Source organism: Methylosinus sp. is20ea (assembly GCF_059718135.1).
The window spans coordinates 3,052,238-3,065,537 of sequence record NZ_AP046088.1 but is presented as its reverse complement, the minus strand read 5'-3'; the positions used below and the strand labels follow the sequence as shown (position 1 = coordinate 3,065,537).

Sequence of the window (13,300 nt, the reverse complement as noted above, 5' to 3'; positions counted from 1 at the left end):
CGCCTGAGCGGCCTTATGGCCGCCGCGCCGAAAGGATCAGCCGAAAGCCGCTGAGCCGCTGCCGCATCCAGCCACGCACGGCGTCGGTGCGGCGCTCGAACAGGAACCAGACGGCGGTCGCATAGGCGAGCGCGACGGCCATGAGCAGGGCCATTCGCGCGAGCACGGCGAATCCCGGCTCGCTCTGCTCGGGCGCCAGCAACCAGAACCACAGCATCAGCAGCAGCGGGAAATGCACGGCGTAGAGCGTATAGGAAATATCGGAAAGCCCCTGCGCCGCGCCGGCGTAGAGCCCGCCGATCGGCCGGACGGCGGCGAGATCGCGCAGCCAGAAGGCGATGGCGCAGCCCAGAATAATGTCGCCGAGAATCGTGCGCCACGCATGCGCGGCGCCGACCGCCGCCACCGTCGCGACCACGCCGAGGATCGCGCGCGCCAGCGAGGGACGAGCCGGATGATCCGCGGCGAGCGCGCCGGCGATCCAGGGGAGGCCGAGAAGGGCCATTTCGACCGGCATCGATCCGAGCGCCAGCAGGCCGGCGGCGGCGCAGAGCGCCCGCACGAGCGGGGCGCGGTGAAAAAAGGCGAAGGCCAGCAGCGGGAAAGCCAGATAATACCAAGCCTCGTTGGCGAGGCTCCACAGCGGCCGATTGGAGCCGAAGACGGGCGTGTCGATCGTCTGCAGGAAAATCAGATTGCCGAGGAAGGTCGCGAGCGAATGATTCGCCGGCTCGGTCGGCGTCGGCCCGCTCGGAATTATCGCCGCCAGGGCTCCCTGATAGGCGCCTGCGGGCCCGAGCGCGGAACCGGCGAAGTCCAGCAGGGCGGTGAGCGCCAACGCGGGGAGGAGCACGGTCCACAACCGCGACAGCCGCGCGACGCCGTAATCCGCCCATGAGAAGCGTCCCGCCCGCATCGCCGCCAGCGTCGAGCCGCCGACGAGAAAGCCGCTGAGCGCGAAAAAGGCGATCACGCATTCATGGCCGAGGCCGCCGAGCGTGAAGAGAACCAGGTCGACGACGCTGTGCCTGTGGGCTTCCGCATAGGGGACGACGAGCAGCGACCGCAAATGGCTGACGACGACGCCGAGCGCGCAGAGGCCGCGCAGCATGTCGAGATGCTGGAGACGATGCTTTCGCGACTGTTCCATGACTTTCGTGATCTGGAGGAGGCAGCGGTCGCGCGCTTGAACATCAGAAAATTACGCCGTTATCGCGGCTGCCGGGCGCTCGTCGCGAGGAGGCGGGAACTCGGGCGTTGCTCGAGGAGATGTTTTTGGTGGAGCCAGACGGAATCGAACCGACGACCTCTTCAATGCCATTGAAGCGCTCTCCCAACTGAGCTATGGCCCCACTTTTTTCGTCGCCCTCTCTGGGGTGAGGGCGGGGCGAAGCGCGGCGTCGCCGCTGCAGCGCGAGGGCTGTATAGTTCAGCCCGGCGCGCGCCGCAAGCCCGCTTTCGGCCTTTCCGATCAGAGAATGAAACGGCTCAAATCGCGGTTCTTGGCGAGATCGCCGATGTGCTCCTCCACATAATCGCCATCGATCGTCACCGTCTCGCCGGCGCGGTCGGAGGCGGAGAAGCTCACCTCGTCGAGCACCCGCTCCATCACCGTCTGCAGGCGGCGTGCGCCGATGTTCTCGACCGAGGAGTTCACCTGAACCGCGACTCTGGCGATGGCGTCCACGGCCGAAGGCGCGATCTCCAGCGTGACGCCCTCCGTCGCCAGCAGCGCCACATATTGCTTGGTGAGGCAGGCCTCGGTCTCGGTGAGGATGCGGCGGAAATCCTCCTCGTCCAGCGAGGCGAGCTCGACGCGGATCGGCAGGCGGCCCTGCAGCTCCGGCAGCAGATCGGAGGGCTTGGCCACATGAAAGGCGCCGGAGGCGATGAACAGCACATGGTCGGTCTTCACCGGCCCGTGCTTGGTCGCGACCGTGGTGCCCTCGATCAGCGGCAGCAGATCGCGCTGCACGCCCTCGCGCGAGACGTCGGCCCCGCCCCTGCCCTCGCCCGCGCAGATCTTGTCCATCTCGTCGATGAAGACGATGCCATTATTCTCGACCTCTGAGATCGCCTCGCGGACGGTCTCCTCCTGGTCGATGAGCTTGTCGCTCTCCTCGGCGAGCAGCGGCCCATGCGCGTCCTTCACCTGCATTTTTCGGCGCTTGGGCCGACCCTGGAAGGCCTTGCCGAATATGTCGCCGATCGAGAAGGCGGAGACGTTGGCGCCGGGCATGTTCGGCAGCTCGAACATCGGGACCGAGGGGCCAGATTGCGCCAGCTCGATCTCGATCTCCTTATCGTCGACCTCCCCGGCGCGCAGGCGCTTGCGGAAGGAATCGCGCGTCGCCGGCGAGGCCGCCGGGCCGACGAGCGCGTCGAGCACGCGCTCCTCCGCCGCGAGCTGGGCCTTGGCCTCCACATCTTTGCGCCGACGCTCCTTCACCAGCAGGATGGCCACCTCGACGAGGTCGCGCACGATCTGCTCGACATCGCGGCCGACATAGCCGATCTCGGTGAATTTGGTCGCCTCGATCTTGAGGAACGGCGCATTGACGAGCTTGGCGAGACGGCGCGCGATCTCGGTCTTGCCGCAGCCTGTCGGGCCGATCATCAATATATTCTTGGGCAGCACCTCTTCGCGCATAGAACCTTCGAGACGCAGCCTGCGCCAACGGTTGCGCAGGGCGATGGCGACGGCGCGCTTGGCGTCCTTCTGTCCGACAATGAAGCGGTCGAGCTCGGAGACGATCTCGCGCGGGGAAAAATCGGCCATATGCAGTTCCTCTGGGCGATCTCGGGGAATCTCTCGGCGCGATCAGATCGATTCGATCACGATGTTGCGATTGGTGTAGACGCAGATTTCGGCGGCGATCTCCATGGCGCGCCGGGCGATGGCCTCCGCCTCGAGCGGCTGGTCGATCAGCGCCCGCGCCGCCGCCAGCGCGAAATTGCCGCCGGAGCCGATTGCCGCCACGGAGCCATGCTCATAAGCCTCCGGCTCCAGCACGTCGCCGGCGCCGGTGAGCGTCAGCCCCACATCGCGATCGGCGACGAGCATCATCGCCTCGAGCCGGCGCAGATAGCGATCCATGCGCCAGTCCTTGGCGAGCTCCACGCAGGCGCGCGTCAATTGTCCCGGATATTGCTCGAGCTTGCCCTCGAGCCGCTCGAACAAAGTGAAGGCGTCGGCGGTCGCGCCGGCGAAACCGGCGATCACATCGCCCTTGCCGAGCCGGCGCACCTTTTTGGCGTTCGCCTTGACGATGGTCTGCCCGAGGCTCACTTGTCCATCGCCTGCGATGACGGTCCTGCCGCCCTTTTTCACCATCACGATGGTGGTGGCGTGCCAGCTCGCCGGTTTCGTATTTTGTTCTTGTGTCATCCGAGCCTCGGCTGGAAAAAGAGTCTTGCGGATGTAGGGACTGGAGCACGGCTCGGCAAGGGGCGCGCGCCGCTGGCAGGGGAACCCGGAATGACTGGCGCGAGCACGCGTGAGGCGATCGTCGAAGCGGCGCGGAGCATGAACGCGCTCGGCCTCAATCAAGGCACGGCGGGCAATATTTCCGTGCGCGACGGCGAGGCGATGCTGATCACGCCGAGCGGAATCTCCTACGCTTCGATGACCGCCGAGATGATCGCGCGCATGCCGCTCGACGGCGATGGCGCGGCGGAAGGGCCGCTCGCGCCCTCCAGCGAATGGCGCATGCATCGCGACATCTTGCGCGCGCGAGCGGATGTGATGGCGGTGGCGCATACGCATTCGACCTATGCGACGACGCTCGCGGCGCTGCGCCGCGAGATTCCGCCTGTGCATTATATGATCGGCATTTTCCGCACGTCGCGGATTCGTTGCACGGGCTATGCGCCTTTCGGCACACAGGCGCTCTCCGATCTCGCGGTGGAGGGATTGGGCCTCGCGCATGGCGTGCTGCTCGGCAATCACGGCATGATCGCGCTCGGCGAGAGCCTCGACCGCGCCATGTGGCGCGCCGTGGAGCTCGAGGCGCTGGCGCGGCTCTCTTATCTCGCGAGCATAGCCGGCGAGCCTGTGCTGATCTCCGAGGCGGAGATAGAGAGCGAGATCACACGTTTCGAAACTTACGGATTGAAGTCGCCAAAGTGAAATCACGCGCAATTCGATCATGCCAATTCTGGATGAGCTGCGTAGACCGACATCCGCAGAGTTAGAGTTCTCGCATTTCGAAATTTACGCATTGAAAGTCAGTGAAGCGAAACCGCGCCGTTCTCCCTTCTCCCCCTCGCGGGAGAAGGTGGCCTCGCGAAGCGAGGTCGGATGAGGGCGCGGGGGCCGCGGCCGGATTCCGAAAAGCGCGAATGAGGATTCCTATCAGAACACATAGAACCCTCATCCGACCCGGCTTCGCCGGGCCACCTTCTCCCGTGAAGGGAGAAGGAGTCGCGCACCAGGATCACGCCAATTCTGAATGAGCTGCATAGACCGACATCCGCAGAGTTAGAGATCCTGCATTTCGAAATTTACGCATTGAAAGTCAGTGAAGCGAAACCGCGCACCAGGATCACGCCAAATCCGGGAACAATCCGCGCAGCCCGGCCTCGCTCGCCGCGCATACGCCGCGTTCGGTGATCAGCGCGCCGACGAGCCGCGCAGGCGTCACGTCGAAAGCGTAATTGGCCGCGGGCGAGCCTTTCGGCGTCACCTGCACGCGCGTCACCGCTCCATCCTCCGCGAGGCCGGAAATATGCGTGACCTCCGAAGCGTCGCGCTGCTCGATCGGGATTTCGGCGACGCCATCGCGCATGCGCCAATCGATCGTCGAACTCGGCAGAGCGACATAGAAGGGCACGCCATTGTCATGGGCGGCCAGCGCCTTCAGATAGGTGCCGATCTTGTTGCACACATCGCCCGCGCGCGTCGTGCGGTCGCTGCCCACGATGCAGAGATCGACGAGACCATGCTGCATCAAATGACCGCCGGTATTGTCGGCGATGACCGTATGGGGAATCCCCTCGCCCAAAAGCTCGAAGGCGGTGAGGCTGGCGCCCTGATTGCGCGGCCTGGTCTCGTCGACCCACACATGTAGATCGATTCCGTCGCGCGCCGCTTTGTAGATGGGCGCGAGAGCCGTGCCCCAATCGACGGCGGCGAGCCAGCCGGCGTTGCAATGGGTGAGAATATTGACCGGCTGTCCGCGGCGCTCCGTGGCGGCGGCGCAGATCAGCGCCGCGCCATGATCGCCGATCGCCTCGCAGCCGAGCGCATCCTCGTCGGCGATCGCCCCAGCCTCGCCAAAGGCGAGCGCCCGCCGCTCGGAGGGGGCCGCGGCGAGCAGCAGCCGGCGCAGCCGATCGAGCGCCCAGCGCAGATTGACCGCCGTCGGTCGGGCCTCCGCCAGCCGCGCATGGGCGTCTTCGATCGCCTCGTCGCTCGGATCGGCCGCGGCGGCGAGAGCCAGGCCATAGGCGCCGGTGACTCCGATGAGTGGCGCGCCGCGCACCACCATGGTCGCGATGGCCGCGACCGCATCGTCGAGCGAGGCGAGCCGCTTGGTCTCGAATCTATGGGGGAGCCTGGTCTGGTCGATCGCTTCGACGCTTCCGTCGGCGTTCTCCCAGATGGTGCGGTAATGGCGTGAGTCGATGCGCATTGCGGCGGGGGGTCCGGCGGAGTCCTGCTCCACGCCTAGCCTATGGCCGCCGCCCTGTCGACAGTCCCGCGAAAGAGACGACCGGACGGCGGATGCTCCGCCGAGCCTCCGCCGTCCGGTCGTTCCGGTCCGCCTATTGTGTCTTTCCGTGTTTCATTGAAACACGGAAAGACACAATGCTTATGTTTTGACGCGTTTCCAACGCCGAACCGGTGTCCACTTCGGCTGGAAACGCTCCAGGTCAGGCGGCTCGCTTCAGAGCCGCCGGGAAGAAGGCCCGCGCACGGTCGAGAGTGGCGGTCAGGCCCTCATGAGCCTCGACCGGCTGCTGCGGCGCAGCCCAGGCGCGGGCGATGACAGCCATTTGCGCGCGCAGGGAACGCTCGTTCCACCACCAGACGAGGAAGCACACTGCGGCGATGCCGAACAGCGCGGTGAAGGGTTCGCCGGGGAGGAAAGACAGGTCGGGCGCGCATTCCTTGGCGTATTCGCAGGCGTCGGACCAGTCCTGAAACCAAGTCTTGATCGATTCCATAGTGACCTCGTCTCGCCTTCACAGCCACGGACGAACGGGTCGGAAGGCCTTATGTGGTTTAATTTCGGCGGCGCGGCTCGGGAACCATGCTCGACGGAGCCCGCCGAAATTCAGTGAACTCAGAATATTGCGCCGCACAAAAATTTCAAGGAAAAATTCCCGTAGGGCTATAGAGGACGGTAATAGACCAGCAACCCTAACGAGGACTCAACACGCTCTATTTTATCTATAATATCTGTTGCTTAGATCACAATCGGCGCCGCCTCCGGGAGGCCTGCTCCCGCCCCTGCGGCGCCGCCGTGACGCCCTGCAACAAAATGTCACAGTCTCGGCCCCGGCTCACACGCTGCACTGGATGTGGTCGCGGACGACGGGATAGATTTGATTGTCCCAGCGCTTGCCGTTGAAGACGCCATAATGGCCGACTCCGGCCTGCAGATGGTGCGACTTCATATAGGGACGCAGGCCGCTGCACAGATCCTGCGCGGCGAGCGTCTGGCCCACGGCGCAAATGTCGTCCTTCTCGCCCTCGACCGTGAGCAGAAAGGTCTTCTTGATCGCGCGCGGCGTCACCGTCCGCCCTCTAAAGAGCAATTTGCCTGCAGAAAGGGCATTCTGGTGGAAGACGGTCTCGATGGTCTGCAGGTAGAAATCCGCATCGAGGTCCATAATGGCGAAATATTCCTCATAGAAGGTGCGGATGCGGTCGGCCTTCTCATGATCGCCTTCGACCCTGTGGCGGAAGAGGTCGATGAAGGCGTTGGCGTGGCGCTCGACATTCATGCTCATGAAGCCGGATATCTGCAGAAAGCCCGGATAGACGCGGCGCCCCGCCCCCGGCAGCGCGCGCGGCACGGTCCCGATGACATTGTCGCGGAACCATTGGAGCGGCTTCGACACGGCGAATTCATTGACCTTGGTCGGCGAGACGCTGACGTCGAGCGGCCCGGCCATCAGCGTGAGGCTGGCCGGCTGGGCGGGGTCGTTGTCCTCGGCCATGATCGCGACGGCGGCGAGCGCGGCGACGGTCGGCTGGCAGACCGCGACGACATGCGAGGGTGGTCCGAGGAAGCGCAGGAAATCGATGAGATGCTGGACGAACTCGTCCATGCCGAAAACACCCTCGGCGAGCGGGATGTCGCGCGTGTTGACCCAATCGGTCACATAGACGTCGTGGTCCTGCAGCAGCGTGCGGATCGTGCCGCGCAGCAGAGTCGCGAAATGCCCGGACATGGGCGCGACGAGCAGCACACGCGGCAGATTCTCCGCATCCTTGCGCACGAAACGCAGCAGCGTGCAGAAGGGCGTGGAGTAGACGGGCTCCTCGACGATGTCGACGACCGCGCCATTGTGCGTGGTGAGCTGCGTGATGCCGTAATCGGGCCGCTCATGCGTGAAGCCGAGCAATGCGACCAATTCGCAATAGGCTTCGAAACACCGCAGGGGCGACGCGTAAGGCGTCGATTTCCACAGGCGAAGCAATCGCTCGCTGCTCGCCGCCGCCATCCGAACTCGATTGCTCACGTCGGCGTAGCTCTGATATGCGTCATACATCATGCGGCTGCGCGATACCTTCGTTACCGATGGAGCTGGTCGAGCAAGCCCCGTGCCATGGATCGGCTCTAGCATGGCACAGCGCTTGCTGCGCAGTCCACAATAAGGAGAAGGAGGAAGCGTTTCACATGCCGGCGACGACGCTCACGATCAGCAGCAAAAATTACTCGTCCTGGTCCTTACGGGGCTGGCTGATGACCAAGCTCTCCGGCCTCGCTTTCGAGGAGCTCGTCGTGAGCCCCGACGATGTCGCGGCGCGCGCGGAAATCCTCCTGCTGTCGCCATCGATTCTGGTGCCGAGCCTCACCTATGACGGCGCCAAGATATGGGACACTCTGGCGATCGGCGAGTTTCTGAACGAGATCGCGCCGGCCGCGGGCCTATTGCCGGCCGACCGCCTGCGCCGCGCGCATTGCCGCTCGATCTGCGGCGAGATTCATTCGGGATTCACCTCGCTGCGCTCGGCGCTGCCGATGAATTTGAAAGGGCATTTTCCCAAGTTCAAGGTCTGGTCCAAGGCGCAAGGAGACATTGCGCGCGTGACGCAGATCTGGCGCGAATGCCTCGAGACCTATGGCGGCCCTTATCTCTTCGGCCCCCTCTCCATGGCCGACGCCATGTATGCGCCGGTGGCGACGCGCTTTCGCACCTATGACGTGCCGCTCGACGACGTCTCCCAGGCCTATTGCGACCGCATTTTCGAATGGCCGGCGATGCAGGAATGGATCGCCGCCGCGCTGCTCGAGCGGGAAGAGATCGAGGAGCTCGAGGTCGAGTTCTAGAGCGTTTCTGTTCGGCGGCGTTTCTGTTCGGCGTTGGAAACGCGTCGAAGCAAAAGCCGAGAGTCTTTCCGTGTTTCAATGAAACAGGGAAAGACTCTGATCACTCGAACGGCGTCGTTCGAATTCCCCACGAAAATGCAAAAGCGCCTCAGCGGCGCCGATGCCGCGGCGCGAGATAGATCGTGCGGCCTGTGTAGAGCGGCTGCGTGTAGCTCGGATAATAGTAAAATTGCGGCTCATACTCATAATAGACCGGCGACTGCGGCGTCGCGGCGTAATATTCCGCGCGATCGGTGAAGTCGTTGTGGGCGTTCGCCACGCCGGCGCCCGAGAGCGCCGCGACGGCGGCCAAAACCAGGCGTTTCAAGACTGACGGTTTCATCGAAGCGGCCTCCCCTTGGCGCCCCCGCCCCCAACGGCGTAGAAAACGCGTGAGCAGGACGCCGGTTCCGGCCGCCGCGCATGCGACACCCGCGGCTCCGAGCGACGGCTGCGTCGAAGCATCGGCGACTTGCTCATCATTATGTATCATGGTTACATAGCGTAACCGAGCCACATAGCCGAGCGCGCCGATGACCGACCCGAACCCCGAAGGGCCCTCTTCTTTCTTCACCGCAATGGCGCAGGCCTTCGACGCGACGATCCGCGAGCGCCGCGCCCGGCCGGAATTCATCGGCGCGCTCTGCCTCCAGGCCTTCGACAGTTTCGAGGGCAATCTCGCCATTCAGACGGAGGGCGCGCCGGCCGTCGCCTGCGAGGGCGATTGTCCCGCCTGCTGCGTGCTGCGCGTCGTCGCGACGGCGCCGGAAGTGTTTCTCGTCGCGCGTTTCGTCACCGCCAATCAGCGCGCGCTGGCGCAGCGCGGCGTCGATCTTCCCGGGCGCATCGCGGCGATCAACGCCTTCGCCAATGGCTGCTCGGAGAGCGCGCGCATGGCTCTGCGCCAGCCATGTCCTTATATCGAGGCGGGCCTTTGCCTGCTCTATCGGCTGCGCCCTCTCGCCTGCCGCGGCCACGCCTCCTATGACAAGAACGCCTGCGTCGCCGCGACGTCCGGCGCCGACGCCGACACCTCTGTCTCTACGCCGCATCTCGTGGTCCGCAGCCTGGTGCAGAATGCGCTGATGTCGTCGCTGCGTTCCGCCGGACTCACCTGGCGCCTCTATGAGCTCAACGGCGCCGTCGCCCTCGCGCTCAACTCCGCCGACGCCGAGCAGCGCTGGATCGACGGAGACGATCCGCTGCTGGCGGCCGCGATCGCGGATTTCGACGCCGCCGAGATCGGCGCGACTTTCGACACGCTGCGCGCCTGAGACCGGGCTCGCCGCGACGCATTTGCCGTGCGGGGCTGGAATGTGGAATATGAGCGCCTCACGACAGGCGCATCCACTGGCGACGCTCATGCTTTCGGCCATCATCCTCGCTTTCGACACGCCCCCGGCGACGCCTGGGCGCGCCCGGGAATCGGCCGAGCGCGAGGCGATCGTGCGCACGCTGGCCTCGCTCATCGACGCCTGCGTCGCCGGGCTCGTCGCCGACGCCGTTCTGGTCGGGCCGCCGGATTCCGGCCTCGGCGTCATCGCCGAGGAGGCGGGCTGCGGGCTGATCGAGGCCGTCGACGCGCGCTCGGGCCTCGCCCGCGCGCTGCCGGCGATGCGCTACCCGGACGTGCTGGTTCTGCGCGCCGGCCATGCGCCGGAGCGCGGCTTCGTCGACGAATTGCGCGACGCCCTCGCCTATGGCGAGCGCGACCGCGCCTTGGTGCTGCGCGCCGCGCCGAATTCGCTGCTCACACGCATCGCGCCGCGGCTCGCCGAGGCGGTCGGCCTCGTCGCGCGCCGCGAGGATTTCGGCGCGGCCGGCGATCTGGCGACGCTCGCCAAAAAGCTGCGCGCGATGGAGCTGACGACGAAAGCGCGCCGGGCGATCTGACCCGCCTTCCAGGTGATCGGTTCCGTGCGAGCCTGAAGGCTCGCTTCTCGAGACACGTCGAACTCTCTGACGCGAGACGCTAGTGCGTTTCCAGCCGAAGTGGACGCCGGTTCGGCGTCGGAAACGCGCCAGGCTAGAGTCTTTCCGTGTCTCATTGAAACACGGAAAGACTCTAGCGCTGCGCGGTAAATGTGTTGCAGGCGTCGATCTTGCCCGTCGTGAGCCCCTTCTGGAACCATTCGACGCGCTGCGCCGAGGAGCCATGGGTGAAGCTGTCCGGCACGGCATAGCCCTGGGCCGCGCGCTGGAGACGATCGTCGCCGATCGCCTGCGCGGTGTTGATCGCCTTTTCGATGTCGCCCTTCTCCAAAATCTTCCAATTCTGATCGGCATGCGCCGCCCACACGCCGGCGAGGCAATCGGCCATCAGCTCGACGCGCACCGAGAGATTATTGGACTCCGAGCGGCTCGACGCCATCTGCTGGGCGCGCTGGACCTTGGGCAGAATGCCGAGCAGATTCTCTATGTGATGGCCCATCTCATGGGAAATCACATAGGCATAGGCGAAATCGCCGCCGCCGCCGAAGCGGCGGTCCATGTCCCGGAAAAAGGATGTGTCGAGATAGATTTTCCGGTCGATCGGGCAATAGAAGGGCCCCATCGCCGATTGCGCGCGCCCGCAGGCCGAGCCGGTGACGCCGTTGAACAGCACGAGCCGCGCCGGGTCGAAGCGAATTCCCTTCTGCTCGGGCAGAATTTTCGACCACACGCGCTCATTGCCGGCGAGCACGGCCGAGATGAACTGCCCCTGGCGATCCGCCGGCGCGCCGGTCGGCGCCTGACGCGTCGGCCGGTCGAGGCGCTGCTGCGCCACCTGCCCGCCGCCGCGCATATTGCTGAACACTTCCGCGCCGCCGATGAGCAGCGCCGGATTAATGCCGAGCGCATAGGCGATGACGCCGAGAATGACGATCGTGCCGAGCCCAAGCCCGCCGCCGCCGCCAAAGCTCGGCCCGGCGCCGGCGTCGGCGGAGTCCTGACCGCGACGATCCTCTATATTGTCGGACTGGCCGAGCTGATCCCATCTCATCGCCTTGGCGCTCCGATCGCTTCGACGAGCGCCGCGCGGGTCTCGTCCTCCACCTGCCAGAAGTCCGGCTTGGCCTGCGCCAGCCGGCCGCCGATCCGCACGGGGGCGATGCGCCGAGCGAGGCCGTCGGCGCCGAGCTCGACCGCGACGCCGCAGAGCGTCGCCTCGCCCTGGGCGGGCTCGAAGCGGGCGCCCGGCGTTTTGCGGGTGAAGCGGCGCAGCGGCTCCTCCTTCTCCATGCCAATGACCGAATCATAGTCTCCGGTCATGCCGGCGTCGGTCATATAGGCCGTGCCATGCGGCAGGATCTGCCCATCCGCCGTCGGCACATGGGTATGGGTGCCCACCACCAGCGAGGCGCGCCCGTCGACGAAATGGCCCATGGCCATTTTCTCGCTGGACGTCTCGGCATGTATGTCGACGATGAGCGCGTCGCAAGCCATGCCCAGCGGACAGGCGCCCACTTCCCGCTCTATGGCGGCGAAAGGATCGTCCAGCGCATCCATGAAGACGCGGCCCTGCACATTCACCACCAGCACCTGCCGGCCGTTCTCGGCCGTGTAGAGATTGGCGCCGCGGCCGGGCGTGCCGGGCGGATAATTCACCGGGCGCAGCAGCCGCGGCTGGCGCTCGATGAAGACCAGCGCCTCGCGCTGATCGAAGACATGATTGCCGGTGGTCACGCAATCGGCGCCGGCGGCGAGGATCTCGTCGCAGATCCCCTCGGTTATGCCGAAGCCGCCGGCCGCGTTCTCGCCATTGACGACAATGAAATCCAACGCCCAGCGACGGCGCAGCTCCGGCAGCCGCTCCTGGATCGCCTTACGCCCGGCCCTGCCCACCACATCGCCGATGAAGAGCAGCCGCATCCCGCGCTCTCTCGGCGGATGGTCGGGGGAATGGGTCATCTTGCGCTCATGGGACGGGGAGGAAGGCTCCCAGGTTCCATATAGCGCAACGGGCCGGGGGGCAATTTTCGAGCTGGGCCGCCTCACCAGGCCATTTGTCCGGCCGGCCCCCAAAAGCCGCCACTGGGCGGCGCCGGGTCGATCGTCGCGAGGCGCACGGCGACGCCGGCGCCCTCGGCGGGCGTCATGCCGCCCGGACGATTGCCATTGAGCGCGGTCGCCACCTGTCCAGGCGATGTCGCGTATATTCGGACCGAGGTTTCCCTCAATAATTTGGCGTATTCCAGCGTGATCGAATTCAACGCCGCTTTGGAGCTGTTGTAGGCGAGCCAATTCAGCTTCACCAATGGCGGCTCCATGCGCGCCGTCAGACTGTGCGAGCCGAGCCCAGCGGATTGATTGATGATGCGGCCGTCGTCCGACTTCGTGAGCAATGAGAGAAACGCATTGGTCACCGTGGCCACGCCGAAGACATTCGTCTCATAGGTCTCGCGCAAGTCCTGCAATGTCGTTTCGGTTGGCCGCTTGTGCTGGTCCCTGGCGATCCCCGCATTATTGATCAGCACATCGAGCCGGCCGATCTCGCCCTCGATCCGAGCGGCGGCTTGCGCAACGCCGACGGGATCGGTGACGTCCAGCCGAATCGAGAGCGCATCCGCTCCGCCGGCGCGAAGCTCCTCCGCGACGCGAAGGCCGCGCTCGACATCGCGCGCGCCAATGACGACCCGCAGCCCCTCGGCGGCAAGCTGGCGGGCGATTTCGAGCCCCATGCCGGCGGTGGCTCCGGTTATAAGAACGACACGGGGGAAATCGCCCCTTCGATCGACGAAATTGACGATGGGCATGAGCGCTCCGATAGCTTCTGC

The 13,300-nt window shown here is 65.4% G+C and carries 14 protein-coding genes and 1 tRNA gene; 4 read left to right on the top strand and 11 right to left on the bottom strand.

Annotated features, from left to right (window positions below; all coding sequences use genetic code 11):
- Positions 1 to 13: 13 nt before the first annotated feature.
- From AC6IY7_RS14365 to hslV, 4 genes are all read right to left on the bottom strand, one after another.
- The gene (locus AC6IY7_RS14365) at positions 14 to 1,150 is read right to left on the bottom strand and encodes an acyltransferase family protein (protein ID WP_497780045.1); all 1,137 of its coding nucleotides are present in this window, start codon (positions 1,148 to 1,150) and stop codon (positions 14 to 16) included.
- 126 nt (positions 1,151 to 1,276) lie between these two features.
- Positions 1,277 to 1,352 (bottom strand) — tRNA-Ala (locus AC6IY7_RS14360).
- A gap of 119 nt (positions 1,353 to 1,471) precedes the next feature.
- On the bottom strand, positions 1,472 to 2,779 hold the full coding sequence (gene hslU, locus AC6IY7_RS14355; protein WP_497780043.1) for an ATP-dependent protease ATPase subunit HslU: 1,308 nt from the start codon (positions 2,777 to 2,779) through the stop codon (positions 1,472 to 1,474).
- Between the two features lie 42 nt (positions 2,780 to 2,821).
- A complete protein-coding gene (hslV, locus tag AC6IY7_RS14350) occupies positions 2,822 to 3,388 on the bottom strand; it encodes an ATP-dependent protease subunit HslV (protein ID WP_497780042.1) in 567 nt (188 codons plus the stop codon).
- Between the two features lie 90 nt (positions 3,389 to 3,478).
- Here hslV and AC6IY7_RS14345 point away from each other — a divergent pair, with 90 nt between their 5' ends.
- Positions 3,479 to 4,129: a class II aldolase/adducin family protein gene (locus AC6IY7_RS14345; protein ID WP_497780041.1), complete on the top strand. Its 651-nt coding sequence runs from the start codon at positions 3,479 to 3,481 to the stop codon at positions 4,127 to 4,129.
- A gap of 415 nt (positions 4,130 to 4,544) precedes the next feature.
- On the opposite strand, the gene mtnA is transcribed toward AC6IY7_RS14345, so the two are convergent.
- The 3 genes from mtnA to AC6IY7_RS14330 all read right to left on the bottom strand — a co-directional run bounded on the left by mtnA (position 4,545) and on the right by AC6IY7_RS14330 (position 7,722).
- Positions 4,545 to 5,633: an S-methyl-5-thioribose-1-phosphate isomerase gene (gene mtnA, locus AC6IY7_RS14340; protein WP_497780039.1), complete on the bottom strand. Its 1,089-nt coding sequence runs from the start codon at positions 5,631 to 5,633 to the stop codon at positions 4,545 to 4,547.
- A 241-nt stretch (positions 5,634 to 5,874) separates the two neighbouring features.
- Positions 5,875 to 6,168, bottom strand: coding sequence for a hypothetical protein (locus AC6IY7_RS14335; protein ID WP_497780038.1), 294 nt, complete (start codon positions 6,166 to 6,168; stop codon positions 5,875 to 5,877).
- Between the two features lie 339 nt (positions 6,169 to 6,507).
- Entirely contained in the window at positions 6,508 to 7,722 is a 1,215-nt protein-coding gene (locus AC6IY7_RS14330; protein WP_497782853.1) for a polyhydroxyalkanoate depolymerase, read from the bottom strand.
- 128 nt (positions 7,723 to 7,850) lie between these two features.
- Here AC6IY7_RS14330 and AC6IY7_RS14325 point away from each other — a divergent pair, with 128 nt between their 5' ends.
- Positions 7,851 to 8,504: a glutathione S-transferase family protein gene (locus tag AC6IY7_RS14325; protein WP_497780037.1), complete on the top strand. Its 654-nt coding sequence runs from the start codon at positions 7,851 to 7,853 to the stop codon at positions 8,502 to 8,504.
- A 148-nt stretch (positions 8,505 to 8,652) separates the two neighbouring features.
- Here AC6IY7_RS14325 and AC6IY7_RS14320 read toward each other — a convergent pair whose 3' ends face one another.
- Entirely contained in the window at positions 8,653 to 8,886 is a 234-nt protein-coding gene (locus AC6IY7_RS14320; RefSeq protein WP_497780036.1) for a hypothetical protein, read from the bottom strand.
- A 190-nt stretch (positions 8,887 to 9,076) separates the two neighbouring features.
- Here AC6IY7_RS14320 and AC6IY7_RS14315 point away from each other — a divergent pair, with 190 nt between their 5' ends.
- Positions 9,077 to 9,817 (top strand): hypothetical protein, encoded by a 741-nt coding sequence (locus AC6IY7_RS14315; RefSeq protein WP_497780035.1) that lies wholly within the window; start codon positions 9,077 to 9,079, stop codon positions 9,815 to 9,817.
- A 49-nt stretch (positions 9,818 to 9,866) separates the two neighbouring features.
- On the top strand, positions 9,867 to 10,436 hold the full coding sequence (locus tag AC6IY7_RS14310; RefSeq protein WP_497780033.1) for a transposase: 570 nt from the start codon (positions 9,867 to 9,869) through the stop codon (positions 10,434 to 10,436).
- A 172-nt stretch (positions 10,437 to 10,608) separates the two neighbouring features.
- On the opposite strand, the gene ypfJ is transcribed toward AC6IY7_RS14310, so the two are convergent.
- From ypfJ to AC6IY7_RS14295, 3 genes are all read right to left on the bottom strand, one after another.
- Complete coding sequence (gene ypfJ / locus AC6IY7_RS14305; RefSeq protein ID WP_497780031.1) at positions 10,609 to 11,526, bottom strand: KPN_02809 family neutral zinc metallopeptidase; 918 nt, start codon at positions 11,524 to 11,526, stop codon at positions 10,609 to 10,611.
- Positions 11,523 to 12,395 carry a TIGR00282 family metallophosphoesterase gene (locus AC6IY7_RS14300; protein WP_497782852.1) on the bottom strand — a complete coding sequence of 291 codons (873 nt, stop codon included), beginning with the start codon at positions 12,393 to 12,395 and terminating at the stop codon, positions 11,523 to 11,525. The genes ypfJ and AC6IY7_RS14300 overlap by 4 nt, the downstream gene beginning before the upstream one ends.
- Before the next feature lie 122 nt (positions 12,396 to 12,517).
- Positions 12,518 to 13,279 (bottom strand): SDR family NAD(P)-dependent oxidoreductase, encoded by a 762-nt coding sequence (locus AC6IY7_RS14295; protein WP_497780030.1) that lies wholly within the window; start codon positions 13,277 to 13,279, stop codon positions 12,518 to 12,520.
- Positions 13,280 to 13,300: the final 21 nt, after the last annotated feature.

Coding starts and splice junctions, on each gene's coding strand:
- AC6IY7_RS14315 (WP_497780035.1), top strand. CDS start 9,077: ATGACCGACCCGAACCCCGAAGGGCCCTCTTCTTTCTTCACCGCAATG.
- AC6IY7_RS14310 (WP_497780033.1), top strand. CDS start 9,867: ATGAGCGCCTCACGACAGGCGCATCCACTGGCGACGCTCATGCTTTCG.
- ypfJ (WP_497780031.1), bottom strand. CDS start 11,526: ATGAGATGGGATCAGCTCGGCCAGTCCGACAATATAGAGGATCGTCGC.
- hslV (WP_497780042.1), bottom strand. CDS start 3,388: ATGACACAAGAACAAAATACGAAACCGGCGAGCTGGCACGCCACCACC.
- AC6IY7_RS14335 (WP_497780038.1), bottom strand. CDS start 6,168: ATGGAATCGATCAAGACTTGGTTTCAGGACTGGTCCGACGCCTGCGAA.
- hslU (WP_497780043.1), bottom strand. CDS start 2,779: ATGGCCGATTTTTCCCCGCGCGAGATCGTCTCCGAGCTCGACCGCTTC.
- AC6IY7_RS14325 (WP_497780037.1), top strand. CDS start 7,851: ATGCCGGCGACGACGCTCACGATCAGCAGCAAAAATTACTCGTCCTGG.
- AC6IY7_RS14320 (WP_497780036.1), bottom strand. CDS start 8,886: ATGAAACCGTCAGTCTTGAAACGCCTGGTTTTGGCCGCCGTCGCGGCG.
- AC6IY7_RS14345 (WP_497780041.1), top strand. CDS start 3,479: ATGACTGGCGCGAGCACGCGTGAGGCGATCGTCGAAGCGGCGCGGAGC.
- AC6IY7_RS14330 (WP_497782853.1), bottom strand. CDS start 7,722: ATGTATGACGCATATCAGAGCTACGCCGACGTGAGCAATCGAGTTCGG.
- AC6IY7_RS14295 (WP_497780030.1), bottom strand. CDS start 13,279: ATGCCCATCGTCAATTTCGTCGATCGAAGGGGCGATTTCCCCCGTGTC.
- AC6IY7_RS14300 (WP_497782852.1), bottom strand. CDS start 12,395: ATGCGGCTGCTCTTCATCGGCGATGTGGTGGGCAGGGCCGGGCGTAAG.
- AC6IY7_RS14365 (WP_497780045.1), bottom strand. CDS start 1,150: ATGGAACAGTCGCGAAAGCATCGTCTCCAGCATCTCGACATGCTGCGC.
- mtnA (WP_497780039.1), bottom strand. CDS start 5,633: ATGCGCATCGACTCACGCCATTACCGCACCATCTGGGAGAACGCCGAC.